The organism is Pseudomonas flexibilis (assembly GCF_000806415.1).
In the GTDB taxonomy this organism is placed as follows: Bacteria; Pseudomonadota; Gammaproteobacteria; order Pseudomonadales; family Pseudomonadaceae; genus Serpens; species Serpens flexibilis.
In genome coordinates this window covers 24,159-49,012 of sequence record NZ_JTAK01000001.1, presented here as the reverse complement: position 1 = coordinate 49,012, position 24,854 = coordinate 24,159, and the positions used below count along the sequence as shown (strand labels likewise).

The following is a 24,854-nucleotide window of genomic DNA, read 5'->3' as shown; positions in this document are numbered from 1 at the left end:
GCCAATATCCTCAATCGTCGCTGATTTCGATCTTCGGCATCGACTGCGCGACGATCTGGCTGCCCTGGGCGATGCGCGCGCCCACCGTGCGCGCCACCTGCTGGTAGAGCATGGCGATCTGGCTTTCCGGATCGGCGATCACCGTCGGCCGACCGGCGTCAGCCTGGCTGCGGATGGCCATGGACAGCGGCATTGAGGCCAGCAGGTCGACGTTGTACTGCGCCGCCAGCTTTTCGCCGCCGCCTTCGCCGAACAGGTGCTCGGCATGGCCGCAGTTGGAGCAGATATGGATGGCCATGTTCTCCACCACGCCCAGCACCGGAATGTTCACCTTGCGGAACATCTCCACGCCCTTTTTGGCATCCAGCAGGGCCAGGTCCTGGGGGGTGGTGACGATCACCGCGCCGGCCACGGGCACCTTCTGCGCCAGAGTCAGCTGGATGTCGCCGGTGCCCGGCGGCATGTCGACCACCAGGTAATCGAGGTTGTCCCAGGCGGTCTGGGTGATCAGTTGCAGCAGCGCACCGGAGACCATCGGCCCGCGCCAGACCACCGGCGTCTTGTCGTCAGTGAGGAAGGCCATGGACATCACCTGAACGCCATGGGCCTCGATGGGCACGAAGAACTTCTCGTCGCGCACTTTCGGCCGGGTGCCCTCGGGAATGCCGAACATGATGCCCTGGCTGGGGCCGTAGATGTCCGCGTCCAGCATGCCGACCCGGGCGCCCTCGCGGGCCAGGGCCAGCGCCAGGTTGGCGGCGGTGGTCGACTTGCCGACGCCGCCCTTGCCGGAGGCCACGGCGATGATGTTCTTCACGTTGCTCAATGCCGGCACCGAATCCTGTGCCTTGTGCGCGGTGATCACGCAGTCCACCTGCACACTGGCCTGGCTGATGCCGTCGAGGTTCTCCAGCGCCATCTGCAGCAGCTGGGCCAGACCGCTCTTGAACAGGCCGGCGGCATAGCCGAGCTCCAGGCGCACGGCGACGCGCTCGCCCTGGATGTCGATCTGCTTGACGCAGCCGGCGCTGACCGGGTCCTGGTTGAGGTGCGGCTCGGTGTATTGACGCAGCGCGGCTTCGACGGCTTCGCGGGTAATGGACATGGGGGCTCCAGATTCGGACCGGCGGGACAGGCGGGCATGATAGCAGCAGCGACACGCCTCAGGCTGGAGCAGGCCGTAAGGTAGACAACGGCGCAGCTGTCTACCGGGTATGCGCGGGTATGCCGCGTGGAAAATCGCTGCGCGCGTTTTCCCCCCTGCGGCTGGTGGCTTCCGGCGCGCCCCTTCCCTTATAGTTGCCGGCTTGTTCCATCAGCGTGCAGCCCAACCGCCATGTCCGAAGCCCGCAAGATTCTCGTCACCAGCGCCCTGCCCTACGCCAACGGCTCGATCCACCTCGGCCACATGCTGGAATACATCCAGACCGACATGTGGGTGCGCTTCCAGAAGCTGCGCGGCAACACCTGCACCTATGTGTGCGCCGACGATGCCCACGGCTCGGCCATCATGCTGCGCGCCGAAAAGGAAGGCATCACCCCCGAACAGTTGATCGCCAACGTGCAGGCCGAACACATGGCCGACTTCGCTGACTTCGGCGTGAACTTCGACAATTTCCATTCCACGCACAGCGAAGAGAACCGCGAGCTGTCCAGCGCCATCTACCTGGCGCTGCGCGACAAGGGCCACATCGCCACCCGCTCGGTGACCCAGTACTTCGATCCCGAGAAAGGCATGTTCCTGGCCGACCGCTTCATCAAGGGCACCTGCCCCAAATGCGCGGCCGAGGACCAGTACGGCGACAACTGCGAGAAGTGCGGCGCCACCTACGAGCCGACCGAGCTGAAGAATCCGCGCTCGGCCATTTCCGGCGCCACGCCGGTGCTCAAGGAGTCCAAGCACTTCTTCTTCAAGCTCCCGGACTTCGAGGCGATGCTCAAGGAGTGGACCCGCAGCGGCGCGTTGCAGGACTCCGTGGCCAACAAGATCGCCGAATGGCTGGATGGCGGCCTGCAGGAATGGGACATTTCCCGCGACGCGCCCTACTTCGGCTTCGAGATCCCGGACGAGCCGGGCAAGTACTTCTATGTCTGGCTGGATGCGCCAGTCGGCTACATGGCCAGCTTCAAGAACCTCTGTGCCCGCCGCCCGGAGCTGGACTTCGACGAGTACTGGAAGCCGGACTCCAGCGCCGAGGTCTACCACTTCATCGGCAAGGACATCATCAACTTCCACGCGCTGTTCTGGCCGGCGATGCTGGAAGGCGCCGGTTACCGCAAGCCGACCGCGCTGAACGTGCACGGCTACCTGACCGTCAACGGCCAGAAGATGTCCAAGTCGCGTGGCACCTTCGTCAAGGCGCGCACCTACCTGGATCACCTGAACCCGGAATACCTGCGCTACTACTACGCTTCCAAGCTGGGCCGCGGCGTGGACGACCTGGACCTGAACCTTGAGGACTTCGTGCAGAAGGTCAACTCCGACCTGGTCGGCAAGGTGGTCAACATCGCCAGCCGCTGCGCCGGCTTCATCCACAAGGGCAACGCCGGCGTGCTGGTGGCCACCGACATCGAGCCCGAGCTGCGCGCCAGCTTCCGCGACGCGCTGCCGAGCATCGCCGAGGCCTATGAGAAGCGTGACTTCGCCCGCGCCATGCGCGAAATCATGCACCTGGCGGATCTGGCCAACGCCTGGATCGCCGAGAAGGCGCCGTGGGCGCTGAACAAGCAGGAAGGCAAGCAGCAGGAAGTGCAGGAAATCTGCGCCCTGGGCGTCGAACTGTTCCGCCAGCTGGTCATCCTGCTCAAGCCGGTCCTGCCGAAGCTGGCCGCCGACGCCGAGCAGTTCCTCAATGTGCCGCCGCTGACCTGGGTCGACCTGGCGCAGCCGCTCGCCAACCATCAGCTGAATGCCTTCACTCCGCTGATGACCCGTATCGAACCGGCCAAGGTCGAGGCCATGATCGAAGCCTCCAAGGAAGACCTGGCGGCCACGAACGCGCCGGCCGGCAATGGCGAGCTGGAAAAGGACCCGCTGGCCGCCGAGATCAACTTCGACGCCTTCGCGGCCGTCGACCTACGCATCGCGCTGATCGAGAAGTGCGAGTTCGTGGAAGGCGCCGACAAGCTGCTGCGCCTGACCCTGGACATCGGCGACGCCAAGCGCAACGTGTTCTCCGGCATCAAGAGCGCCTACCCGGATCCGAGCCAGCTGGAAGGCCGCCTGACCCTGTACGTGGCCAACCTGGCGCCGCGCAAGATGAAGTTCGGCGTCTCCGAAGGCATGGTGCTGGCCGCCGGCCCCGGCGGCAGCGAAATCTTCCTGCTCAGCCCCGACGCCGGCGCCAAGCCGGGCCAGCGGGTGAAGTAAGGCGGGGTTGGTGCCGTAGGGTAGACAACGGCGAAGCCTTGTCTACCGGGCATACGCAGGCGTGGCTGTGGTGGAAAATCGCTGCGCGAGTTTTCCACCCTACGATCGGCGCGGCACCGAACCACAATAAAAAAACGGAACCCTCGGGTTCCGTTTTTTTATTTCTCAGCCTGGTCGCCGTCAGCGGGCCATCTGCTCGAACATGTAATCGGGCAGCGGGTCGAGGACAATCTCGGTGCCCTGGTAGGCCGGCGCTTCGGTCTTGGCGAATACGCCGCGCTTGTCCTTGCCGCCGCGGTAGTCGATCACGCAGCCATTGCTCTCCACCCAGAAATGCGGCGACACCACGCGACCACCCACCTCCAGCTTGCCCAGCATCGCTTTGTAGGGGACGCCCTGCTTGGCCAGACGGCTGACGACCAGACGGCTCAGGCTGTCGCTGGCGGTGTGGGTGGCATCCAAATCATCGAGCAGGCGTTGCAGTTCCTGGGTGTTCATAAAGAGCAAAGAGCCTCGGGGGTGTGGTGTTCTGACGCGGCGTATTCTACGACCAAAGTCTAATGATTGTTAGCGAGCTTTCTTTAAGTCAGCGACTAATTTGCATGCAAAGGATTCATCCAGCCGCCGGCCTACACTGGTCAGGACACTGGCGGCAGGACGCAACATCATGGTTCGTTCAGGCTCCGCGATGCGCTACGGCATCGAATTCGAATACCTGCTGATCGATGCCTCGGGCCCACACGCCGGACGCATCCGCGATTTCACCAACCTGGACTTCCCCGCCCTCAGCCGGATGCTGGCCGCCAAGCCAGGGCTCGACGATCCCACCCTGGCCACCGGAGACCAGGGTATTCGCAGCGGCTACTGGTACCTGGAAGGCGACGAGCGTGCCCACCCGGACGGTCGCTTCGCCGGCCTGGCGGTCAAGGGCGTGGAGATTCGCACGCCGCCGCGCGACAGCGTCGCCGAGGCGCTGGACCTGCTGCTGGAGATCGAACGGCAACTGGCCGCCACCCTGGCCACCCATCACCTGGCACTGGGCATCGCGGCACTCAACCCGCTGCACGAACGCTACGTCTTCGACCCACCGCTGAACACCTACGAACAGCGCACGCGGGCGGCCGATCGGGACTTCGCCGGCAACGACATCGCCACCCTGACCTTCGGCCCGGACCTCAACCTGTCCTTCGCCGAGCGGGACTGGCGACGCGACCTGGACGCCGCGCGCAAGCTGAACTTCTACGCGCCGTTCATCGTGCCGTTCAGCTTCGATTCGCCCTGGTACGCCGGCCAGCCTTGGACCGGCTGGTCGCGGCGCACCTGGATGCGCTGCGGCTGCAGACCGGCGGTGCGGGTGTATGTCGAGGCGGATAACCACGCGGCGCTACAGGCCTCGCCACTGATGCGTCCGGCGCGCCCCGGTGAAGTCGGGCGCATCGAGTTCAAGGCCTTCGACGCCGCACCCGGCGTGGCGCTGCTAGCCGCCCTGTGCCAGCTGCTGACCGGCCTGTGCCTGGACGACAGCCTGCCGGGGCGCAGCGAGGAGCCCGATGTGGACCTCTACCGCCTGGCTGCCCTGGACGCCTTCGACGAGGCGCAGATCGCCCATGGCGCACAGCGCGTGCTGCGCGCCAGTGAGGCCGCGCTGCAACAGGCCGGACTCGAGGCGGCGGCCGGCCAGCTGGAACCCCTTTGGCGCCAGCGTGCCGCGCGCACCACCCCGGCCCATGCGCTGCGCGCCAGTGGACAGCCGTACTGGCCGGGCGGCCTGGCCGCCCATTGATGCCCGTCAGCCTGCGGCTGCCTGTCGCGCCTTGTATGCCCTGCCCCCCTCCCGGATAATACCGGCCCTCTTCAACGGCCCACCCAGAGCGATGCCCCTGCAATGACCGAACTCGCCCTGATCATGGTTAGCGCCATCCTGGTCAACAATTTCGTCCTGGTGCAGTTCCTCGGCCTGTGCCCGTTCATGGGCGTCTCCAAGAAGGTGGAAACGGCCATCGGCCTGTCGCTGGCCACCACCTTCGTGCTGACCCTGACCGCCATGTGCGCCTATCTCGTGCAGGAATACCTGCTCGAACCGCTGGGCCTGGAATTCCTGCGCACCATCAGCTTTATCCTGGTGATCGCCGTGGTGGTGCAGTTCACCGAGATGGTGGTGAACAAGACCAGTCCGCTGCTCTATCGCGTGCTGGGCATCTTCCTGCCGCTGATCACCACCAACTGCATCGTGCTCGGCGTGGCGCTGCTCAACGCCAACCGCAGCGAGTTCACCTTCATTACCGCCACGCTGAACGGCTTCGCCGCCGGCCTGGGCTTCTCGCTGGTGCTGGTGCTGTTCGCCGCCATGCGTGAGCGCATCGCCATTGCCGATGTGCCCAAGGCCTTCCAGGGCCCGGCCATCGGCATGATCACCGCCGGCCTGATGTCGCTGGCGTTCATGGGCTTTGCCGGGTTGATCAAGCTATGAGTCTGGTGCTGATTGCCGTCGTCGCGCTGCTGATCCTCTGCCTGGCCTGCGGAGCCCTGCTGGGCTACGCGGCGATTCGCTTCAAGGTCGAGGGCGACCCCATCGCCGAACAGATCAACGCCCTGCTGCCGCAGACCCAGTGCGGCCAGTGCGGCTATCCGGGCTGCAAACCCTACGCCGAGGCCATCGCCAACGGCGACAAGATCAACAAGTGCCCGCCCGGTGGCGAAGCCACCATCCAGGCCTTGGCCGACCTGCTGGACATGGAACCCGAGCCGCTGGACGCCGAGGGGGGCGAGAAACCGCAGATGGTCGCCTTCATTCGCGAGGCCGAATGCATCGGCTGCACCAAGTGCATCCAGGCCTGCCCGGTGGACGCCATCGTCGGCGCCGCGCGGCAGATGCACACGGTGATCGCCAGCGAATGCACCGGCTGCGACCTGTGTGTGGAGCCCTGCCCGGTGGATTGCATCGACATGCTTGAAGTGGGCAAGAGCCTGCAGAGCTGGAGCTGGACGCTGCCGCTGGCGCCGGGCCAGCTGATCGCCACCGACCGGGAGCAGGCCGCATGACCGCGATGCACACGACTGTTTGGGACATCCCCGGCGGCATTCATCCGCCGGAGCGCAAGGAGCTGTCCAACCGCGCGCCGATCCAGACCGCGCCGCTGCCGGCCCGGCTGATCCTGCCGCTGAGCCAGCATCTCGGCGCGCCGGCCGAACCCTGCGTGGCCGTCGGCGAGCGCGTGCGCAAGGGCCAGAAGATCGCCGAGGCCCAGGGCACGGTCAGCGTGCCGCTGCATGCGCCGACCTCCGGCATGGTCAGCTTCATCGGTCCGCAGCCCTATCCGCATGTCTCCGGCATGGCCGCACCGGCCATCGTCATCGACAGCGACGGCCAGGATGAATGGTGCGAGCTGCAGCCGGTCGCCGATTTCCGCAGCCTGGCGCCCGCCGATCTGCTGGCGCTGATCCGCGAGGCCGGCATCAACGGCCTGGGCGGCGCCGGCTTCCCCACCGCCGCCAAGCTGGCCGCGCGGCCGCTGGACAAGGTCAGCACGCTGATCATCAATGGCACCGAGTGCGAACCCTACATCACCGCCGACGATGTGCTGATGCGCGAGAAGGCCGCCAAGCTGGTCGGCGGCATCGACATCCTCGCGCACCTGATCCAGCCGGAAAGCGTGCTGATCGGCATCGAGGACAACAAGCCCGAGGCCATCGCCGCCGTGCGCGCGGCGCTCGGCGAGCGCCCCTATGTGCTCAAGGTGTTCCCCACCAAGTACCCCTCCGGTGGCGAGAAGCAGCTGATCCAGATTCTCACCGGCCGCGAAGTGCCCAGCGGCGGGCTGCCGGCCGACATCGGCATGCTCTGCCAGAACGTCGGCACCTGCGTGGCCATCCATGACGCCGTGGTGCTCGGCAGGCCGCTGATCTCGCGCATCACCACGCTGACCGGCGAGGCGCTGGCGCGGCCGATGAACGTCGAGGCGCTGATCGGCACGCCGGTGAACGAACTGCTGGCCTTTGCCGGCCTCCAGTCGAACAGCCTGGATCGCCTGATCATGGGCGGGCCGATGATGGGTTTCAGCCTGCCGTCGCTGGACGTTCCGCTGATCAAGACCACCAACTGCCTGCTGGCCGCCACCGCAAAGGAGTTGCCGCCGCCCCCGCCGGCACTGCCGTGCATTCGCTGCGGCGAGTGCGCCGAGGCCTGCCCGGCCAGCCTGCTGCCGCAGCAGCTGCATTTCTTCGCCCTCGGCCAGGACCACGAGCAGCTGCGCGCCCAGCACCTGTTCGACTGCATCGAGTGCGGCGCCTGCGCCTACGTCTGCCCGTCCAACATTCCGCTGGTGCAGTACTTCCGCGCCGCCAAGGGCGAGATCCGCGAGCTGGAACAGAAGCAGCAGAAGGCCGAGCACTCGCGCCAGCGCTTCGAACAGCGCCAGGAACGCCTGCGCCGCGCCGAGGAACAGAAGGAAGCCGAACGCAAGGCGCGGGCCGAGAAGGCCGCGCTGGCCAAGGCCGCCAAGGAGGCTGCGCCCGCCGTCGAGGCCACGCCCCAGGCGGTGGAAGCCGGCGAAACCCTCAAGCGCCTGAAGATCGAGGCCAGCATGGCCCAGGTGGCCCTGAAGAAGGCCGAGAAGCAGCTGGCCCAGCACGACACCGAGGAGCTGCGCCAGCAGGTGGAAACCCTGCGCGCCGCCGCCGAACAGGCCCAGCAGGCGCTGGTCGCCGCCCAGCCAGCCACGCCAGCGCCCGCCGCAGCCAATCCGGCCAGCGACGAGGCGCTGAAGAAGGCCAAGATCGAAGCCGCCATGTTGCGCGCGCAGATCCGCAAGCTGGAGAAGCTGGAAGCCCCGGACGACGATCAGCAGGCCGAATTGGCACATCTGCGCCAGCAATTGGAGGAAGCCGACAAGCTGCTGGCCGCCGCCGAAGCCGCCGCACCCGCGCCGGCCGCCAAGCCGGCCGGTGACGAAGCCCTGAAGAAGTCCAAGATCGAGGCCGCCATGCTGCGCGCGCAGATCCGCAAGCTGGAAAAACTGGAAGCTCCGGACGACGATCAGCAGGCCGAACTGGCCCGCCTGCGCCAGCAACTGGAAGAGGCCGACCAGGCCTTGGCCAGCGCCGAAGCTGCCGCGCCGGCGCCGGTGCCAGCCGCCAAGCCGGTCGATGAGGCGCTGAAGAAGGCCAAGATCGAGCTGGCCATGGCCCGCGCCGAACTGAAGAAGGCCGAGAAGGCCGGCGCCGACGAGGCCGAGCTGACCCGCCTGCGCAAGGCACTGGCCAATGCCGAACAGGCGCTGCACGCGGCCGAGGACAGCACGGCCAAGCCGGCGCCGGATCTGGTACGGGTGGAAAAGCGCCCGGTCGACGACGCCACCCGGCAGCTGAAGACCGAACTGGCCTTCGCCCGCGCCGAGCTGCGCAAGCTGGAACGCACGGAAAACCCGGAACCGGCCGCACTGGACGCCGCGCGCGCCAAGCTCGCCGAGGCCGAACGCAAGCTGGCGGCGAACACGGCAGAGTGAACCGGCCGCTTTCGGTGGAAAATCGCTGCGCGAGTTTTCCATCCTACGAGCGACGGAACGGTTGACGTAGGGTGGACAGCGCTTTTCCTGTCCACCGAAAGGAGGCCGTTAGGCCTCCCCGGCGGCCAGGACAGCGCCAACCGCTGGAAGTTGAAGCACAGGCTGCCGTCACGCCGACGGCGGCAAGACGTACAGGATTCGGAGCCCACATGGCCCTGCCCCGCATCACCTCGCCCCATGCCATCGGGGCCAACCGCACCCAGCGCGTCATGCTGACGGTGCTGGCCGCCACCCTGCCCGGCTTTGTCGTGCTGACCTGGCTGTACGGCGCCGGCACGCTGATCAACCTGCTGTGGGCCAGCGCCCTGGCACTGGGCATCGAAGCGCTGCTGCTCAAGCTGCGCCAGCGCCCGGTGCAGTTCTTCCTGCGCGACGGCAGCGCCCTGGTCACCGCCGTGCTGCTGGCCCTGGCGCTGCCGCCCTATTCGCCCTGGTGGCTGACCCTGATCGCCGTGCTCAGCGCCATCGCCTTCGGCAAGCAGCTGTACGGTGGCCTCGGCCAGAATCCGTTCAATCCGGCGATGGTCGGCTACGTGGTGGTGCTGGTGTCCTTCCCGGTGCAGATGACCAGCTGGCCGATTCCTCACGCCGTGGGCCTGCTCGACGGCTTCCAGCACATCTTCGGCCTGGCGCCGCTGGTGGACGGCTGGAGCCAGGCCACCGCCCTGGATGTGCTGAAGACCAACAAGAGCCTGACCATCGACGAGCTGTGGAAGCAGCCGGCCTTCGGCCATTACGGCGGCATCGGCTCGGAAGTGGTCAACCTGGCGTTCCTCGCCGGCGGGCTGTTCCTGCTCGGCCGGCGGGTCATCGGCTGGCACGCGCCGGTGGGCATGCTCGGCGCCCTGCTGCTGATGAGCCTGCTGTTCTGGAACGGCTCGGGCTCGGACAGCCACGGCTCGCCGCTGTTCCACCTGCTCTCCGGCGCCACCATGCTCGGTGCCTTCTTCATCGTCACCGACCCGGTGTCCGGCGCCACCAGTACCCGTGGCCGCCTGCTGTTCGGCATCGGCGTGGGCATCCTGGTCTACGTGATCCGCGCGTGGGGCGGCTACCCGGACGGCGTAGCCTTCGCCGTGCTGCTGATGAACCTGGCCGCACCGACCATCGACTACTACACCCGTCCGCGCACCTATGGCCATGCCAAGGCCGAGCGCGGCCTCAAGCTGGGCGAATGAACCGATGAGCACTCTGGAAATCCGTCGCTCGATGCTCAGGAACAGCCTGGTCCTCGGCCTGTTCGCCATCGTCACCGTGGGCCTGGTGGCCTTCACCCAGCAGAGCACCGCCGAGCGTATCGCCCAGGCCGAGCGCCAGGCGCGGATCGACGCGCTGGCGCAGATCCTGCCGGCCGGCAGCTACGACAACGACCTGCTCGACAGCCAGCGCGAGCTGCGCCACGCCCTCCTCGGACCGCGCCCGGTGACGGCCTGGATCGCCACCCGGGAGGGCCAGCCTGCGGCGGTGATCCTGCAGGCCACCGCGCCGGACGGCTACAGCGGAGCCATCCAGCTGCTGATCGGCGTGCACTCCGATGGGCGCCTGAGTGGCGTGCGGGTCATTGGCCACCGCGAGACCCCCGGCCTGGGCGACAAGATCGAGCTGGCCAAGAGCCGCTGGATTCTCGGCTTCGACGGCAAGTCCCTGCAGCAGCCCGGCGAAAGCGGCTGGGCGGTGAAGAAGGACGGCGGCCAGTTCGACCAGTTCGCCGGCGCCACCATCACCCCGCGTGCGGTGGTGAAGGCCGTGCATCAGGCCCTGCAATACTTCGATGCCCACCGCGATGAACTCTTCGCGCAGGAGACCGCCCGATGAGCACCCGCTACCGCGACATCACCGTCAATGGCCTGTGGAAGAACAACCCCGGGCTGGTGCAGTTGCTGGGCCTGTGCCCGTTGCTGGGCACCAGTAACTCGGCGGTCAACGCCCTGGGCCTGGGGCTGGCCACCGTACTGGTACTGACCTGTTCCAACGCCGCCGTGTCGCTGATCCGCGGTGCGGTGACCCCCGCCGTGCGCCTGCCGGCCTTCGTGATGATCATCGCCGCGCTGACCACCTGCATCGAGCTGCTGATGCAGGCCTTCACCTACGAGCTGTACCAGATCCTCGGCATCTTCATTCCGCTGATCACCACCAACTGCGTGATCCTCGGCCGCGCCGAGGCGTTCGCTGCCAAGAACAACGTTGCCCGCGCGGCCTACGACGGCCTGGTGATGGGTGTCGGCTTCGCCCTGGTGCTGCTGGCCATCGGCCTGGTGCGCGAACTGTTTGGCACCGGCGCGGTGTTCGCCAACATGCAGCTGCTGTTCGGCCCGCTGGCAGCCAACTGGCAGATCACCCTGATGGAGGATTACCAGGGCTTCCTGCTGGCCATCCTGCCGCCAGGCGCGTTCATTGTGCTAGGCCTGCTGATCGCCCTGAAGAACCGCATCGACGAGCAGCTGGCTGAACGCGCCAAGGCCCGCGAGCCGGTCGCCGCGCCCGCCCCCAGCCGCCGCGTGCGGGTAACCGGGGTAATCGAGTAACTCGCGGAGCCTGTGGGAGCGAATTCATTCGCGAGCGTTTTGCCAGCCCCTGCATAAAAGCTCGCGGACAAGTCCGCTCCCACAGCGCGCCTTACCCCCTTTGCGCTGAGAACCATGAACGCCGCCAAACGCCTGGAAATCTTCCGTCGCTTCCACGAGGACAACCCTCACCCCACCACCGAGCTGGCCTACAGCTCGCCGTTCGAGTTGCTGATCGCGGTGATCCTCTCCGCGCAGGCCACCGACGTGGGGGTGAACAAGGCCACCGCCAAGCTGTTCCCGGTGGCCAACACACCGGAAGCCCTCTACGCGCTTGGCTACGAAGGGCTGTGCGAGTACATCCGGACCATCGGCCTGTACCCGACCAAGGCGAAGAACGTCTTGGAAACCTGCCGCATCCTGATCGAGAAGCATGGCAGCCAGGTGCCCGACAACCGTGAGGACCTGGAAGCCCTGCCGGGCGTGGGCCGCAAGACCGCCAACGTGGTGCTCAACACCGCCTTCCGTCAGCACACCATGGCGGTGGACACGCATATCTTCCGGGTCAGCAACCGCACCGGCATCGCGCCGGGGAAGAACGTGCTGGAGGTGGAGAAGAAGCTGCTCAAGGTGGTGCCAAAGCAGTATCTGCTCGATGCCCACCATTGGCTGATCCTGCACGGACGCTACGTGTGCCAGGCGCGCAAGCCGCGCTGTGGCAGCTGCCGCATCGAGGATCTGTGCGAATACAAGCTGAAGACCTCTGACGATTGAGTCTTATAGACTTGACCCGCTGTTTTCATTGAAAAAATCTTTTTTACCCGCCGGATCGGAGTCGCTATAAGGTGCGCCATCGCACCCCGCCTGGAGTGACTCATGACCGAAAAAGCCGAACTCGAACTGGATGATGACTTCGTTGTTGAGAGCAACGAAGAAGCCGTTGAGCAGGTCGAAGTCGCCAAGACCAACCTGACCAAGCGCCGCATCATCGACAACCTGCTCGAAGAGCGCCGCCTGCAGAAGCGTCTGACCGATTACGACTACGACCTCTGATGTTGCCGGAAACAAAAAACCGCCCTCTCGGGCGGTTTTTTGTTTCCGGCAAACCGTAGGGTGGACAACGCTTTCTTGTCCACCATTGCATCGGATGCGGGCTGTACGTTCGGTGGAAAATCGCTACGCGAGTTTTCCACCCTATGGCGGCACAGACCCGCTGCAACCACCGGCCGATCAGGCGATGGCGGCCAGCTTCGCCTGTGCGCTTTCCAGGCCCTTGGCAGCGGTGTCGCCGCCCATGTTCAGGCCTTCGGCGTGGATGAACTCGACATCGGTGATGCCGATGAAGCCCAGCGCCTGGCGCAGGTAGGGTTCCTGGTGATCCAGCGGGCTGCCGGTGTAGATGCCGCCGCGGGCGGTCAGCACGTAGGCGCGCTTGCCAGTCAGCAGGCCCTGCGGACCATTGGCGGTGTACTGGAAGGTCACGCCAGCGCGCAGCACATGGTCCAGCCAGGCCTTGAGGGTGCTGGGGATGGCAAAGTTGTACATGGGCGCGGCCAGTACCAGCACGTCGGCGGCCTTCAGCTCGGCGACCAGCGCGTCGGAGCGCTGCGCGGCGGCCTGCTCGGCGGCGTTCTGCTGGTCGGCGGGCTTCATCCAGCCGCCAAGCAGATCCATGTCCAGGTGCGGCAGTGGCTGCTTGGCCAGGTCGCGAACCTGGATGCTGTCGGCCGGGTTGGCCTGCTTCCACTGGGCGACGAAGGCCTGGGTCAGCTGGCGGGAAACCGAACCTTCCTGACGGGCACTGCTTTCAATCACGAGTACGCGGGACATCTTTGACTCCAGAGGGTGTTCGAGGAATGGCGCACACTTTACCCAGAGTCATTTCGATCAAAAAGCGCATAATTCTGCTGATTTCAATCGAACCAGTTGATTAGTTCACAGCCTCTCACTAGGCTCGAGCGCACCCCATTTTCACCGAGGCCGCCTCCATGAAAGCGCCCCGTGTCACCCTGGATCAGTGGCGAACCCTGCAGGCCGTCGTCGATCACGGCGGCTTTGCCCAGGCCGCCGAAGCCCTGCACCGCTCGCAGTCCTCAGTCAGCTATACCGTGGCCCGCATGCAGGAACAGCTGGGTGTACCGCTGTTGCGCATCGAAGGCCGCAAGGCCGTGCTCACCGAGGCTGGCGCCGTGCTGCTGCGTCGCTCCCGCCACCTGCTCAAGCAGGCCAGCCAGATCGAGGACCTGGCCCATCAGTTGGAGCTGGGCTGGGAGGCCGAGGTACGCCTGGTGATCGACGCCGCCTTCCCCAGCGGACGCATCGCCCGGGCCTTGACCGATTTCATGCCCAAGAGCCGTGGCTGCCGGGTGCGGCTGCGCGAGGAAGTGCTGTCCGGGGTGGTGGATGTGCTGCGCGAAGGCACCGCCGACCTGGCCATTTCCAGTCTGGAGATTCCCGGCTACCTGGGCACCGAGCTGGGCACCGTGGAGTTCGTCGCGGTGGCGCACCCGAACCATCCGCTGCACCAGCTGCGCCGCGAGCTGACCTCGCAGGACCTGGAGAACCAGTTGCAGATCGTCATCCGCGACTCTGGCCGGGCCCAACCCATGGATGTCGGCTGGCTCGGCGCCGAGCAGCGCTGGACAGTCAGCAGCATGGCCACTGCCGCGCTGTTCGTGCGACGCGGCCTGGGCTTCGCCTGGCTGCCGCGCCCGGTGATCGCCCGCGAACTCCACGAGGGTCGGCTCAAGGAGCTGCCCCTGCCCCAGGGTGGCATCCACCGGCCGCGCTTTCGCCTGTACGCCAACAAGGACAAGCCGCTGGGCCCGGCAACCCAGATTCTGGTGGAGTCCATCATGACCTTCGCGGACGCCGACCCTGACGAAGTCTGCCCCGGCGAGAGGCCCTGACCCCTTCGCAGAATTCCCGGCAGCCTCTATGCTGCCCCCATTCAAACCCCTCAAGGACGCACTCATGCTGAAGAAACTGACCCTGGGCACCTGCGCCCTGCTGTTCACCTCTCACTTGCTGGCCGCCGACAATCCCCGCGTGCTGCTGGCCACCAGCCTGGGCGAGATCGAGATCGAGCTGAACGAGGAAAAGGCGCCGATCAGCGTCAAGAACTTCCTCGAGTACGTGGATAGCGGCTTCTACGACGGCACCGTGTTCCACCGGGTGATTCCGGGCTTCATGATCCAGGGCGGCGGTTTCGATGCGCAGATGCGCCAGAAGCCGACCCATGCGCCGATCCGCAACGAGGCGGACAACGGCCTGCGCAACGATCGCGGCACCCTGGCCATGGCCCGCACCCAGGTGCGCGACTCGGCCACCAGCCAGTTCTTCATCAACCACAGCGACAACGAATTCCTCAACCACGGCCCGCGCGACTTCGGCTATGCGGTGTTCGGCAAGGTGGTGCGCGGCATGGGCGTGGTCGACCAGATCGCCCAGGTGCCGACCGGCAACCGCGGCATGCACCAGAACGTGCCGCGCGAGGCGGTGGAAATCATTTCGGCCAAGCGGATGGAATGATCCTCGCCTGAGGCAAGGGGAGTGTTAGCCGCGACCGGAGCGTCGCGGCTACAGTTCGTAGGGCGGGCGGCGCTGTTCCGGCCGCCGCTCCCTCGCTATCGGTTGCCAAGGCATTGCCTTGACCACCCTACACCTTCCGGTATGGCAGGTGACCGCGCGCCTCTTGCAGGTAGGCGCTCACTGCCACCCGCTCCTCTGCGAGAAACCCCACCACCGCGGCCCGCAAGCCGGGATGCAGCAGGTAATGCCAGGAGCGCGTCAGCACCGGTTCGAAGCCGCGCAGCAACTTGTGCTCGCCCTGGGCACCGGCCTCGAAACGCGCCAGCCGCTGTTCGATGCTCCAGTCGATGCCCTGATACAGGCAGGTCTCGAAATGCAGCCGGTCAAACTCCGCCAGGCAACCCCAGTAGCGGCCAAATAGACAGTCATCGCCCTGCAGCGAGAAGGCCATGGCCACCGGCCGCCCGCGCTGCCGCGCCAGCACCACGCGCAGTGCCGCTGGCATGCGTTCGGCCAACAGGCTGAAGAAGCCACGCGGCAGGTAGGGGTCCTGGCCGCGTACCTGATAGGTGCGGGCGTAGCAGGCATGGACGAAGTCCCAGTCCACCTCGCGCATCTGGCTGCTGTCGCGCCATTCGAACTCGATGCCCTGGCCCGCCACCTGGTCGCGCTCCTTGCGCAGCTGCTTGCGCTTGCGGGAACTCAGGGTGTCGAGGAAATCCTGAAAGTCCCGATAGCCCCGGTTGAACCAGTGGAACTGACAGCCCAGGCGCTCCAGCCAGCCGCTGCGCCCACGCAACAGGGCGTCATCCGCCGGCTGGGTGAAATTGATATGCCAGCCGGATTCCCCCTGCTCGGCCAATTGCGCCTCGCCGGCCTCCAGCAACCGCGCCAGCGCTGCCGGGGCGCCCAGCAGGCGTGCGCCAGGCACCGGGGTGAATGGCACGCCACTCAATCGCTTGGGGTAGTAGGCGATGCCGGCGCGCCGGCAGGCATCCGCCCAGCCCCAGTCGAACACGTATTCGCCGTAGGAGTGCAGCTTGCGGTAGGCCGGGGCAGCGGCAGTCAGGCGGCCTTGCGCATCGCGCATCATCCGATGAGCAGGTAGCCACCCCGTGCCAGGGCCGACCGCGCCGCTGTCTTCCAGACTGCTCAGGAATGCATGACGCAGGAAAAGCTGTCCGGCAGGCAACAGGGCGTCCCAGTCGCTGGCCGGGAGGTCGGCGAGGCGGTCGATGGTATCGGTCATGGGACAACCCTACGCGGGCGGGAGTGCGGAGGGAAGTGCTGGCGAGCCGACGCTGCTGATGGGGCGGACACTCGTCTGCGGGCCCTGTGTGACTCCCCAGAAGCTCGCGAATGAATTCGCTCCCGCAGGTCTACGCACCGCATCGCTCGCGAGCTCTTGTGCAGCATCTCAGAAGCTTGATGAATTCGCCCCCACACACTGAGGGCTCGTCAGTGCCTGGCCATAATGAAAAAGCCCACGCGCGAAGGCGTGGGCTTTGTGTTCCGGCCTTGCGCCGGAAGGTGTTGCGTTAACGCACGCCGGACTGGCGCAGGGCTGCCGGGGTGAACTCGCTTTCGGTGGCGGTGAAGCCGAACTCGTAGGCGCGCTTTTCCTCGTTCTTCATGCCCAGGGCCAGGTAACGACCGGATTGCAGGTCGTAGCTGGTTTCCAGGGTGTACCACGGTACCTGGTTGTCGTAGTAGTACTGGGCATGGGCTTCGGAGACACGCCACAGGTTACCGCGGCCATCGTACTGATCGATGATTGCGGCCTGCCAGGTGTCCTCGTCGATATAGAAGTCACGCTTGGCATAGATGTGGCGCTCGCCGGACTTGAGGGTGGCTTCCACGTGCCAGACGCGGTGCAGCTCGTAGCGGGTCAGATCCTGGTTGATATGACCGGCCTTGAGGATGTCCGAGTACTTGAGGTTCGGGGAGTCCAGGCGGTAGCTGTTGTACGGGATGTACAGCTCCTTCTTGCCGACCAGTTTCCAGTCGTAGCGATCCGGGGCACCGTTGTACATGTCCAGCTGGTCGGAGGTGCGCATGCCGTCGGCAGCGGTACCCGGACCGTCATAGGACACCTGCGGGGCACGACGCACGCGGCGCTGACCAGCGTTGTACAGCCAGGCCAGACGCGGTTCCTTCACCTGGTCAAGGGTCTCGTGCACCAGCAGTACGTTACCCGCCAGACGCGCCGGGGCGGTCACGCGCTGCTTGAAGTAGAACAGCACGTTGCTCGGCTTGCTGGGATCGTAGTCCTTCAGGGCTTCGCGGAAGGCGAATTCCTCATTGAAGTACACGAGGTTGTAGGAGCCGTTCACCTGCGGAGTCGCCTGAGTCACCATGCGGCGCACGCTGCCACCGCGGTAGCGGGTGATGTGGTTCCAGATCACCTCCAGTCCGTTCTTCGGAATCGGGAAGGCGTTGGCGACGCGGAAGTCCTCCAGGCCGTTGCCGCCGGCCAGCAGCTTGGTGCGCGTGGCATTCTGGCGGGTGGCCTGAATCACGCTCTCCGGCACGGTGGCGGTGCGGTGGGTGGTGAACACCGGCATCCGGAAGGTATCCGGGTAGCGCTTGAACATCGCCAGCTGGCCAGGGGTCAGCTTGTCCTTGTACTGCTCGACATTCTTGGCGGTGATGGTGAACAGCGGACGTTCGGCAGCGAACGGATCGGACAGGAAGCCACGGCTGTCGACGGTACCGGCATTCTTCGGCAGGCCACCGGTCCAGGCCGGAATGGTGCCGGCGGCGTTGCCGGCCTTCTCAGCGCCCAGCGGGGTCAGGGTGGTGCCCAGCTTGGCAGCCTCGGACTCCGGGACGGCAGCCATCACGCTGCCTGCCAGGAGGGAGATCGCCAGTACGCCGGTCTGCATCAGGTTTTTTGTTTTCATAGGTGCATTTCCTTCAATACAGGCCCGTTAGAAGTTCACGCCGAAGCTCAGGGCCACGAAGTCGCGGTCGTCCTGGGTCGAGTACTTGCCGTCGAAGAAGTCGGTGTACGACAGGTTCATGGTGTAGGTGTTCTGGTAGTCGGCGTTCAGACCCACGCTGATGGCCTTGCGGTCTTCCTCGAAGTTGCCGCCTGGACCGGGGGAGTAACCCTCGACGTCATGCGACCAGGCCAGGTTCGGCTGCAGGTTCACACCCAGGAAGGCGTTCGGGTAGTCCCACACAGCGCGCAGGCGGTAGCCCCACGAGTTGGCGGTGGTGAAACCGTCGTCCTCGCAGTAGCGACTCAGGTTGCGCTTGTCGGCGGTGTTGGCCAGCGTGCTGGCATTCAGCGACTCGCAACGCCCATTGGGCAGCGGTCCCGGCCCGAAGATCGGGTCACGGCCGTAACGCTTCACGCTGGTATCTTCCAGGCCCCCGACGTGAGTCCAGCCGACCTCGCCCACCACCGTCACGCGCGAGGCGCCCATGACCTGATCGAAGAAGTGGGTGAAGGTGGTCTGCACCTGGGTGATTTCCTTGAGCTCATAGCCATGGCGCGTGGAGCCGGGCGTGGCGGTCAGAATCGATACAGTCGGGTCCAGCGGGGTCAGGGCGCTGTACAAGACGTCGGTGGTGTTCAACTGAACCGGCGCATCCGGTCGGTAGCTGATTTCACCCTGCCACGCGGTGCCGGTGGGCAGCGTGGTGGAGAAGCTCAGGCCATAGAGGCGGATGTCTTCGGGATACTCGATGAAGTAGTTGCCAGCGCCTGCCGCGGTGGCAGAGGCGACGCCCGTGCCTGCAAGCTGGGCTGCCTGACCTTGCGGGCTGGCCAGTACCCCAGCGGTGACCTGCTGCTGAACGCTCGCCAGTACAGCCGGATCCGCACAGGCACCGGCCAGAGCCGCGCACTGAGCCTGCACCAGCTGCGTTACTGCCGGGCCGATCAACCCGGCAACTGCCGATTGGCCCGCTGCGGCTGCAGCTGCATAAGCCTGCGCCGGACCAGCCTGTCCGCTGAAGATCGGCAGACGGCTGTGGTAGTTCATGAAGTAGGCGCCAAACTCGGTGTCCAGCGGCTCGAACATGTAGCGGAAGGCGATGCCCCACTGACCACCATCTTTGGCGTTGCGATCTGCCCCACGGGCAACCTTGACGCCCTCGGAGTCTACCTCGTAGCCAAAGCCCTGGGCCGCCGCATACGGTGCAAGAGCACCCAGTGCAGGGCTCAGCACGCGCAGGTTCTCATCACACCCCGGCGCCACCACATCCGGCTGCGAGAAGAAGGTGCCGCAGTTCTCCACCACGGTCGGGTCCCACTCGATCTGATAGAACGCCTCGACGGACAGGTTGTCGGTCAGGCTCTGGCCGACATAGAACATGTTGACCGGGATGAAGGCTTCCTTCAGCTCGGCGCCGGGACGGCGCAGGGCGGAGACGTCGGCCGGGTTGATGGAGTTGATGCCACCCTGGATGAAGGTGCTCTCACCCCAGCTCACCACCTGCTTGCCAAGGCGCACGCTGCCCGGCAGGTCGGCGATGGCGTAGTTGTAATAGACGAAGGCATCCAGCAGCTCGGCGCCAGAGGATTGCGCCAGGCGCTCGCGACCCTTGTCGGAGATTTCCTTGAAGGGGCGGTCTTCGTCCTTGAGTTCGAAGTCGTACCAGTATTTGCCGCGCAGGAAGGCACCCATGTCGCCGTAGCGCAGTTCCAGGTCATGCACACCCTTGAAGATCTTCGAGAACGTCTCCCCACGTTTGAAGTTCAGGTGTGAATCATCGGAAGTCTGCGACAGACCGCGGCCACCGTTGTTGGCGCCGATCAGGTCCTGGTTCGGCTTGGAGGTAGCCCAGCTGGCACCCACCGAGAGGGAAGAGTCGAACTGCGCTTCGATCTCGCCGATATTGAAGTTCAGAGCGAATGCCGGTGCCGACAGGGTCGAAGCCAGGCTGATCGCCAGCGGCAGTCGGGCCCGACGCCAGAACGGTTTGGTTGTTGTCATCGACGCTACTCCATTTTTGTTGTTATGCCTGCGGGCGACTATAACCAGCCACGCGGCCGGCCTGATCCCCCGAAAGAGTGATTTGCGCTCCTCGAAGGCGTCTGGCTCGCCAGTTTGCGACGTACAGCAAAACCTTTCGCCGCTTCCCCCGGAGCAATAACCAAGCCAACGCTTGCTTGACTGATCGGTCACGCTCATCACCCTCGCCAGCCGGCCCCTACAGCGTGGACAGAAATGTGCTCCCGGCCGCCTGCCAGGTGGCGACATCCTGGCGGATGCGCTTCTTGTCCAGCTTCCCCACACTGGTCTTGGGAATTTCGGTAACAGTGGCGATCTGACTGGGAATCGCCCATTTGTTGATGTGCCCCTGTTCCACGAAAGGCTTGAGGTGATCCTTCAGCGCACGCGCATCCAGAGCGGCGTCGGGACGCAGCACCAGCAACGCAAAGGGGCGCTCTCCCCACTGCGGATCGGGGACACCCACCACCGCCACCTCGCGCACCGCCGGGTGGCGACTGATCAGATCTTCCAGGTCCAGCGAGGAGATCCATTCGCCGCCCGTCTTGATCACGTCCTTGAGGCGATCGCGGATGTCGATGAAGCCCATGTCGTCCAGCGTGGCGACATCACCGGTGTGCATCCAGCCGCCGGCCCACAGCGCCTCGCTCTTCTCCGGCTCGCGGAAATAGCCCTGGGTCAGCCAAGGGGCGCGCAGCACCAGCTCGCCCTGGGTCTCGCCATCCGCCGGGGCGAAGGTGCCGTCCTCGTTCATGATCGCCGCCTCCACCAGCGGCACCGGCACGCCGGCCTTGATGCGGTAGCGGCTGCGCTCGTCCTCGCTGCCGGCGCGCAGCTCCTCGTTCAGGTAGGCGCCACTGATCAGCGGACAGGTTTCCGACATGCCGTAGGCAGCGGTGAGCTGGATGCCGCAGGCCTTGGCGGCGTCATAGAGTCCGCGATTGAGCGCACTGCCGCCGATGATCAGCTTCCAGCCGCCGAAATCCACTCCCTGGGCGGCCTTGGCACCGAGCAGCATCTGCAGGATGGTCGGCACGCAGTGGGAGAAGCTGACCTTCTCACGCCTCCACAGCTCGACCAGGAATTCCGGGTCGTAACGGCCCGGGTAGACCTGCTTGACGCCCAGCATGGTGGCCACGTACGGCACGCCCCAGGCATGCACGTGGAACATCGGCGTGATCGGCATGTATACATCGTCGCTGCCCATCAGCCGCACGCTGTCCATCGAACCGAGGGTGGAAGCCATGGCCAGGGTGTGCAGCACCAGTTGACGGTGGGTGAAGTACACCCCCTTGGGATTGCCAGTGGTGCCGGTGGTGTAGAAGGTGGTGGCCACCGAGTTCTCGTCGAAGTCGGGGAAGTCGTACCGCGTACCGGCCTCTGCCATCAGGCTTTCGTATTCCCCCACAAGCCCTGGCAACTCGGCCGAAGCCTCCGGATGATCGCTGAGCAGCAGGGTCTTCTCGACCGTGGTCAGGTGCGGCGCAATGGCCTGGTAGAGCGGCAGGAACTCGGCATTCACCAGTACCAGCCGGTCCTCGGCGTGGTTCATGGTGTAGAGGATCTGTTCGGGGGAAAGGCGAACGTTGATGGTATGCAGCACTGCGCCGATCATCGGCACGGCGAACATGCACTCCAGGTAGCGGTGGCTGTCCCAGTCCATGACCGCCACGGTATCGCCGGGGCGCACGCCCGCCGTTGTCAGCACGTTGGCCAGGCGGGCGACGCGCTCGTTGAAGGTGGCATAGCTGTAGCGCACCTGATCCCGGTAGACGATTTCGCGGGTACGTTCGTAGCGGCTGCCGGAGAGCAGCAGGCGCTTGATCAGCAACGGGCAAGGGTGAGCATTGTCGGCGGGCGGGATGATGCGGGTCTGCATGAAAGGTCACCTTCGGTTGTTGTTTTTGTTGGGTGGGGAAACTCTAGGAGGCCCGAGAGAAACCCTCATCAGCCCAAAGAATGATTTTTGCCGTGACCCTTATGGCGATTCTGGTCACACGGTAGAATCCGGCGCATCGGCTGGTTCCGATATTTCAAGAGAGCCCGTCCGGCCAGGCGCTGCGGTTACCGCAGGAAACGCCTGCCCGGACCCAGACTGCTAGAGGTGTTTTCGATGTCCGAGATCGTCATCGTCAGTGGTGTGCGCACCCCCATGGGCGGCTTCCAGGGTAGCCTGGCGGCGCTGAGCGCCGTAGACCTGGGCGCCGTGGCCATCCGCGAGGCCGTGAGCCGCGCCGGCGTGCAACCCGAGGATGTGCAGGAAGTGATCATGGGCTGCGTGCTCCCCGCCGGCCTCAAGCAGGGTCCGGCACGCCAGGCCGCACTGAATGCCGGCCTGCCCGCCGCCACCGGCTGCACCACCATCAACAAGCTGTGCGGCTCGGGCATGAAGGCGGTCATGCTGGCCCATGACCTGCTCAAGGCCGGCACCAACCAGGTGATGGTGGCCGGCGGCATGGAAAGCATGTCCAACGCCCCCTATATCCTGGAAAAGGCGCGCAGCGGCCTGCGCATGGGCCACGCGGAACTCAAGGACCACATGTTCCTCGACGGCCTGGAGGATGCGCGCACCGGGCGGCTGATGGGCTCCTTCGCCCAGGAAACCGCCGATCGCCACGGCATCACCCGCGAGGAGATGGACGCCTACGCCATCGAATCCCTCCGCCGCGCCCAGGCCGCCATCCAGAGCGGCGCGCTGGACGCCGAGATCATTCCGGTCACCGTCACCACCCGCAAGGGCGAGGTGCAGGTCAAGAACGACGAGCAGCCGCTGACCGCCAACCCGGAGAAGATTCCGGGTCTCAAGCCGGCGTTTCGCAAGGACGGCACCATCACCGCCGCCAACGCCAGCTCGATCTCCGACGGCGCCAGCGCGCTGGTGCTGATGACCGCCGAGGAGGCTGCCAAGCGCGGGCTCAAGCCGCTGGCGAAGATCGTCGGCCACGCCACGCAGAGCCAGGACCCCAGCGAGTTCACCCTGGCGCCGGTCGGCGCGCTGTCCAGCCTGTTCCGCAAGACCGGCTGGAGCGCAGAGGATGTTGACCTGTTCGAGATCAACGAGGCGTTCGCCATGGTCACCATGCTGGCCATGCGCGAGCATGGTCTGGACCACGCCAAGGTGAACATCTATGGCGGCGCCTGCGCCCAGGGTCACCCGGTGGGCTCCACCGGCTCGCGGATCATCGTCACCCTGATCAACGCGCTGCGCCAGACCGGCGGCAAACGCGGCGTGGCGTCGCTGTGCATCGGTGGTGGTGAGGCGACGGCGGTGGCGGTGGAGCTGCTGTAGGGCGCTACCGTCCCCCGCTGTGCCGGCGGGTCGGGGACTATCGCCTCAAAAAGGTCGGTAGTCGAGATACAAGGGCGGTCGGCACTTTTTCCGGCCGCCGTCGGGGCCCGGCACAGACACGGCGGCGTTACTCGCCCTACGACTGGCCGACCAGCCCTGCTTCGCCAACTGCCCCGTCACCCAGCCCCTCCTGCATGCGCCGCGCGTCCGCCACGAAGCAGCGCGACGCCTGGAACAGGAAGCCGGTAGTGAGCAGCAGCGCCACCGGGATCACATACAGCGCGTCGTGCAATCCGGCGGCCTTGAATGCCTCCTGCAGGTCGGCGGCGCCTGCCGCCAGCCGGGCCGTTTCGGCGAAGTGATCCGACAGCAGACCCACCACCACCGGTCCCAGGCCACCGCCGAGCAGATACAGCCCAGCGAAGAACAGGGCCATGGCGGTGGCGCGCAGCCGTGGCTCCACCACATCCTGAATCGCCGGATAGGCCGTGGTGTAAAAACAGTAGGAACACAGCCAGCCGATGCTGAACAGCCCGACGAACCAGGCCGCCTCGATGCGCCCGGCCAGCAGCGGCACGCCGGTGAACAACGTGGCCAGCAACAGACTCAGCGCGCCGAACAGCAGCCGGCCGCGCGGCCATTGCTGGTGGGTGCGGTCGGCCAGCCAGCCGCCGGCGGTGAGGCCGATCAGGCCGGATACCCCGACGATCAGCCCGGTGGACAGCGCCGCCTGGTTCAGCGTCAGGGCGAAATAGCGCATCAGCAGCGGCACCATGAACAGGTTGCAGGCATACACCGCGAAGTTGAATGCCAACCCGGCCAGGACCAGCCAGCCGAAGGTGGGAATGGCCAGCAATCGGCGCAGCGGCCGGTCCACCGGCTGCGCCGCCATCACCCGCCCCTCCGCCGCGCCACGCGCCGGTTCGCGGATGAAGAAGATGAACAACGCCAGCAGCAGGCCCGGCACGGCGGCCAGGAAGAACGGCGCCCGCCAACTGCCGAAGGCCTCCACCATGGCGCCGACGGTGAAGAACGCCAGGGTCAGCCCCAGCGGCAGACCGAGCATGAACAGGCCCATGGCCCGTGCCCGGCGATCGGCGGGAAACAGGTCGCCGATCAGCGAGTTGGCCGCCGGCGCGTAGCTGGCCTCGCCGATGCCCACGCCCATGCGCATCAACAGGAAGCTCCAGAAATTCCAGGCCAGGCCATTGAGGGCGGTCAGGCCGCTCCACAGGGTCAGTCCCCAGCCCATGATGCGTGCCCGCGAGGCGGAATCAGCGAGCCGTCCAAGGGGAATGCCGGCCAGTGCATAGATCAGCGTGAAGGCAGTACCGAAGAGGCCGATCTGCAGGTCGCTGAGGTTCCACTCGCGGCGCACCGGCTCGGTGACGATGGCCGGGATCGTGCGATCGAAGAAGTTGAACAGGTTGGCGAGGAACAGCAGGAACAGCACACGCCAGGCGTTGGGGGCTTGGACGGCGGTGGGCGGCATGGTCGGCGGGCTCCGGCAGAGGCTTCGACCGTTGACTGTAGAAGCGAAGGCGCACAAATGCCGGTCGTAGGGCGGACAACGTCGTGCCTGGCCGCCGAAGTGGTGGGCACGGCGGCTGGAAAAGCACTGACCGCCCTGCG

21 protein-coding genes are annotated in these 24,854 nt (G+C 65.8%); 13 read left to right on the top strand and 8 right to left on the bottom strand.

Features of this window, described 5'->3' with window-relative positions; translation table 11 throughout:
* Nucleotides 1-10: 10 nt before the first annotated feature.
* Complete coding sequence (gene apbC / locus PT85_RS00235; RefSeq protein WP_039605629.1) at nucleotides 11-1,105, bottom strand: iron-sulfur cluster carrier protein ApbC; 1,095 nt, start codon at nucleotides 1,103-1,105, stop codon at nucleotides 11-13.
* A 231-nt stretch (nucleotides 1,106-1,336) separates the two neighbouring features.
* Between apbC and metG the strand changes: the two genes are divergently transcribed.
* Nucleotides 1,337-3,370: a methionine--tRNA ligase gene (gene metG / locus PT85_RS00230; protein ID WP_039605628.1), complete on the top strand. Its 2,034-nt coding sequence runs from the start codon at nucleotides 1,337-1,339 to the stop codon at nucleotides 3,368-3,370.
* Nucleotides 3,371-3,550: 180 nt separating this feature from the next.
* Here metG and PT85_RS00225 read toward each other — a convergent pair whose 3' ends face one another.
* Entirely contained in the window at nucleotides 3,551-3,868 is a 318-nt protein-coding gene (locus PT85_RS00225; protein WP_027590814.1) for a hypothetical protein, read from the bottom strand.
* 169 nt (nucleotides 3,869-4,037) lie between these two features.
* Between PT85_RS00225 and PT85_RS00220 the strand changes: the two genes are divergently transcribed.
* From PT85_RS00220 to PT85_RS18125, 9 genes are all read left to right on the top strand, one after another.
* Nucleotides 4,038-5,153 carry a glutamate-cysteine ligase family protein gene (locus PT85_RS00220; RefSeq protein ID WP_052237565.1) on the top strand — a complete coding sequence of 372 codons (1,116 nt, stop codon included), beginning with the start codon at nucleotides 4,038-4,040 and terminating at the stop codon, nucleotides 5,151-5,153.
* Nucleotides 5,154-5,255: 102 nt separating this feature from the next.
* Nucleotides 5,256-5,840: an electron transport complex subunit RsxA gene (gene rsxA / locus PT85_RS00215; RefSeq protein ID WP_027590816.1), complete on the top strand. Its 585-nt coding sequence runs from the start codon at nucleotides 5,256-5,258 to the stop codon at nucleotides 5,838-5,840.
* Nucleotides 5,837-6,412: an electron transport complex subunit RsxB gene (rsxB, locus tag PT85_RS00210; RefSeq protein WP_027590817.1), complete on the top strand. Its 576-nt coding sequence runs from the start codon at nucleotides 5,837-5,839 to the stop codon at nucleotides 6,410-6,412. The genes rsxA and rsxB overlap by 4 nt, the downstream gene beginning before the upstream one ends.
* Nucleotides 6,409-8,874, top strand: coding sequence for an electron transport complex subunit RsxC (gene rsxC, locus PT85_RS00205; RefSeq protein WP_039605627.1), 2,466 nt, complete (start codon nucleotides 6,409-6,411; stop codon nucleotides 8,872-8,874). Before rsxB ends, rsxC begins: the two co-directional genes overlap by 4 nt.
* 209 nt (nucleotides 8,875-9,083) lie before the next feature.
* Nucleotides 9,084-10,112: an electron transport complex subunit RsxD gene (gene rsxD / locus PT85_RS00200; protein ID WP_039605626.1), complete on the top strand. Its 1,029-nt coding sequence runs from the start codon at nucleotides 9,084-9,086 to the stop codon at nucleotides 10,110-10,112.
* A gap of 4 nt (nucleotides 10,113-10,116) precedes the next feature.
* Entirely contained in the window at nucleotides 10,117-10,749 is a 633-nt protein-coding gene (gene rsxG, locus PT85_RS00195; protein WP_027590820.1) for an electron transport complex subunit RsxG, read from the top strand.
* Nucleotides 10,746-11,459, top strand: coding sequence for an electron transport complex subunit E (locus PT85_RS00190; RefSeq protein WP_039605625.1), 714 nt, complete (start codon nucleotides 10,746-10,748; stop codon nucleotides 11,457-11,459). Before rsxG ends, PT85_RS00190 begins: the two co-directional genes overlap by 4 nt.
* A 114-nt stretch (nucleotides 11,460-11,573) precedes the next feature.
* Nucleotides 11,574-12,212, top strand: coding sequence for an endonuclease III (nth, locus tag PT85_RS00185; RefSeq protein WP_039559872.1), 639 nt, complete (start codon nucleotides 11,574-11,576; stop codon nucleotides 12,210-12,212).
* 102 nt (nucleotides 12,213-12,314) lie between these two features.
* Nucleotides 12,315-12,491 carry a PA3496 family putative envelope integrity protein gene (locus tag PT85_RS18125; RefSeq protein WP_027590823.1) on the top strand — a complete coding sequence of 59 codons (177 nt, stop codon included), beginning with the start codon at nucleotides 12,315-12,317 and terminating at the stop codon, nucleotides 12,489-12,491.
* 177 nt (nucleotides 12,492-12,668) lie between these two features.
* On the opposite strand, the gene PT85_RS00175 is transcribed toward PT85_RS18125, so the two are convergent.
* Complete coding sequence (locus tag PT85_RS00175) at nucleotides 12,669-13,268, bottom strand: FMN-dependent NADH-azoreductase (protein WP_039605624.1); 600 nt, start codon at nucleotides 13,266-13,268, stop codon at nucleotides 12,669-12,671.
* Nucleotides 13,269-13,426: 158 nt separating this feature from the next.
* Here PT85_RS00175 and PT85_RS00170 point away from each other — a divergent pair, with 158 nt between their 5' ends.
* Together PT85_RS00170 and PT85_RS00165 are read left to right on the top strand one after the other, a co-directional pair.
* Nucleotides 13,427-14,347, top strand: coding sequence for a LysR family transcriptional regulator (locus tag PT85_RS00170; protein WP_052237564.1), 921 nt, complete (start codon nucleotides 13,427-13,429; stop codon nucleotides 14,345-14,347).
* 64 nt (nucleotides 14,348-14,411) lie between these two features.
* Nucleotides 14,412-14,969 (top strand): peptidylprolyl isomerase, encoded by a 558-nt coding sequence (locus tag PT85_RS00165; protein WP_039605623.1) that lies wholly within the window; start codon nucleotides 14,412-14,414, stop codon nucleotides 14,967-14,969.
* Nucleotides 14,970-15,096: 127 nt separating this feature from the next.
* Here PT85_RS00165 and PT85_RS00160 read toward each other — a convergent pair whose 3' ends face one another.
* The 4 genes from PT85_RS00160 to PT85_RS00145 form a co-directional block, all read right to left on the bottom strand.
* A complete protein-coding gene (locus PT85_RS00160) occupies nucleotides 15,097-16,218 on the bottom strand; it encodes a GNAT family N-acetyltransferase (protein WP_039605622.1) in 1,122 nt (373 codons plus the stop codon).
* Nucleotides 16,219-16,507: 289 nt separating this feature from the next.
* On the bottom strand, nucleotides 16,508-17,872 hold the full coding sequence (locus tag PT85_RS00155) for a DUF1329 domain-containing protein (protein ID WP_027590827.1): 1,365 nt from the start codon (nucleotides 17,870-17,872) through the stop codon (nucleotides 16,508-16,510).
* Nucleotides 17,873-17,899: 27 nt separating this feature from the next.
* The gene (locus PT85_RS00150) at nucleotides 17,900-19,915 is read right to left on the bottom strand and encodes a DUF1302 domain-containing protein (protein WP_039605621.1); all 2,016 of its coding nucleotides are present in this window, start codon (nucleotides 19,913-19,915) and stop codon (nucleotides 17,900-17,902) included.
* 217 nt (nucleotides 19,916-20,132) lie between these two features.
* Nucleotides 20,133-21,812, bottom strand: coding sequence for a fatty acid--CoA ligase (locus PT85_RS00145; protein WP_039559868.1), 1,680 nt, complete (start codon nucleotides 21,810-21,812; stop codon nucleotides 20,133-20,135).
* Nucleotides 21,813-22,046: 234 nt separating this feature from the next.
* Here PT85_RS00145 and PT85_RS00140 point away from each other — a divergent pair, with 234 nt between their 5' ends.
* Nucleotides 22,047-23,222 carry a thiolase family protein gene (locus PT85_RS00140; RefSeq protein WP_039605620.1) on the top strand — a complete coding sequence of 392 codons (1,176 nt, stop codon included), beginning with the start codon at nucleotides 22,047-22,049 and terminating at the stop codon, nucleotides 23,220-23,222.
* A gap of 136 nt (nucleotides 23,223-23,358) precedes the next feature.
* On the opposite strand, the gene PT85_RS00135 is transcribed toward PT85_RS00140, so the two are convergent.
* Entirely contained in the window at nucleotides 23,359-24,714 is a 1,356-nt protein-coding gene (locus PT85_RS00135; RefSeq protein WP_039605619.1) for a spinster family MFS transporter, read from the bottom strand.
* Nucleotides 24,715-24,854: the final 140 nt, after the last annotated feature.

What these genes read in the sequence shown, in the direction of transcription:
- apbC (WP_039605629.1), bottom strand. Translation starts at nt 1,105, where the DNA reads ATGTCCATTACCCGCGAAGCCGTCGAAGCCGCGCTGCGTCAATACACC.
- metG (WP_039605628.1), top strand. Translation starts at nt 1,337, where the DNA reads ATGTCCGAAGCCCGCAAGATTCTCGTCACCAGCGCCCTGCCCTACGCC.
- PT85_RS00225 (WP_027590814.1), bottom strand. Translation starts at nt 3,868, where the DNA reads ATGAACACCCAGGAACTGCAACGCCTGCTCGATGATTTGGATGCCACC.
- PT85_RS00220 (WP_052237565.1), top strand. Translation starts at nt 4,038, where the DNA reads ATGGTTCGTTCAGGCTCCGCGATGCGCTACGGCATCGAATTCGAATAC.
- rsxA (WP_027590816.1), top strand. Translation starts at nt 5,256, where the DNA reads ATGACCGAACTCGCCCTGATCATGGTTAGCGCCATCCTGGTCAACAAT.
- rsxB (WP_027590817.1), top strand. Translation starts at nt 5,837, where the DNA reads ATGAGTCTGGTGCTGATTGCCGTCGTCGCGCTGCTGATCCTCTGCCTG.
- rsxC (WP_039605627.1), top strand. Translation starts at nt 6,409, where the DNA reads ATGACCGCGATGCACACGACTGTTTGGGACATCCCCGGCGGCATTCAT.
- rsxD (WP_039605626.1), top strand. Translation starts at nt 9,084, where the DNA reads ATGGCCCTGCCCCGCATCACCTCGCCCCATGCCATCGGGGCCAACCGC.
- rsxG (WP_027590820.1), top strand. Translation starts at nt 10,117, where the DNA reads ATGAGCACTCTGGAAATCCGTCGCTCGATGCTCAGGAACAGCCTGGTC.
- PT85_RS00190 (WP_039605625.1), top strand. Translation starts at nt 10,746, where the DNA reads ATGAGCACCCGCTACCGCGACATCACCGTCAATGGCCTGTGGAAGAAC.
- nth (WP_039559872.1), top strand. Translation starts at nt 11,574, where the DNA reads ATGAACGCCGCCAAACGCCTGGAAATCTTCCGTCGCTTCCACGAGGAC.
- PT85_RS18125 (WP_027590823.1), top strand. Translation starts at nt 12,315, where the DNA reads ATGACCGAAAAAGCCGAACTCGAACTGGATGATGACTTCGTTGTTGAG.
- PT85_RS00175 (WP_039605624.1), bottom strand. Translation starts at nt 13,268, where the DNA reads ATGTCCCGCGTACTCGTGATTGAAAGCAGTGCCCGTCAGGAAGGTTCG.
- PT85_RS00170 (WP_052237564.1), top strand. Translation starts at nt 13,427, where the DNA reads ATGAAAGCGCCCCGTGTCACCCTGGATCAGTGGCGAACCCTGCAGGCC.
- PT85_RS00165 (WP_039605623.1), top strand. Translation starts at nt 14,412, where the DNA reads ATGCTGAAGAAACTGACCCTGGGCACCTGCGCCCTGCTGTTCACCTCT.
- PT85_RS00160 (WP_039605622.1), bottom strand. Translation starts at nt 16,218, where the DNA reads ATGACCGATACCATCGACCGCCTCGCCGACCTCCCGGCCAGCGACTGG.
- PT85_RS00155 (WP_027590827.1), bottom strand. Translation starts at nt 17,872, where the DNA reads ATGAAAACAAAAAACCTGATGCAGACCGGCGTACTGGCGATCTCCCTC.
- PT85_RS00150 (WP_039605621.1), bottom strand. Translation starts at nt 19,915, where the DNA reads ATGACAACAACCAAACCGTTCTGGCGTCGGGCCCGACTGCCGCTGGCG.
- PT85_RS00145 (WP_039559868.1), bottom strand. Translation starts at nt 21,812, where the DNA reads ATGCAGACCCGCATCATCCCGCCCGCCGACAATGCTCACCCTTGCCCG.
- PT85_RS00140 (WP_039605620.1), top strand. Translation starts at nt 22,047, where the DNA reads ATGTCCGAGATCGTCATCGTCAGTGGTGTGCGCACCCCCATGGGCGGC.
- PT85_RS00135 (WP_039605619.1), bottom strand. Translation starts at nt 24,714, where the DNA reads ATGCCGCCCACCGCCGTCCAAGCCCCCAACGCCTGGCGTGTGCTGTTC.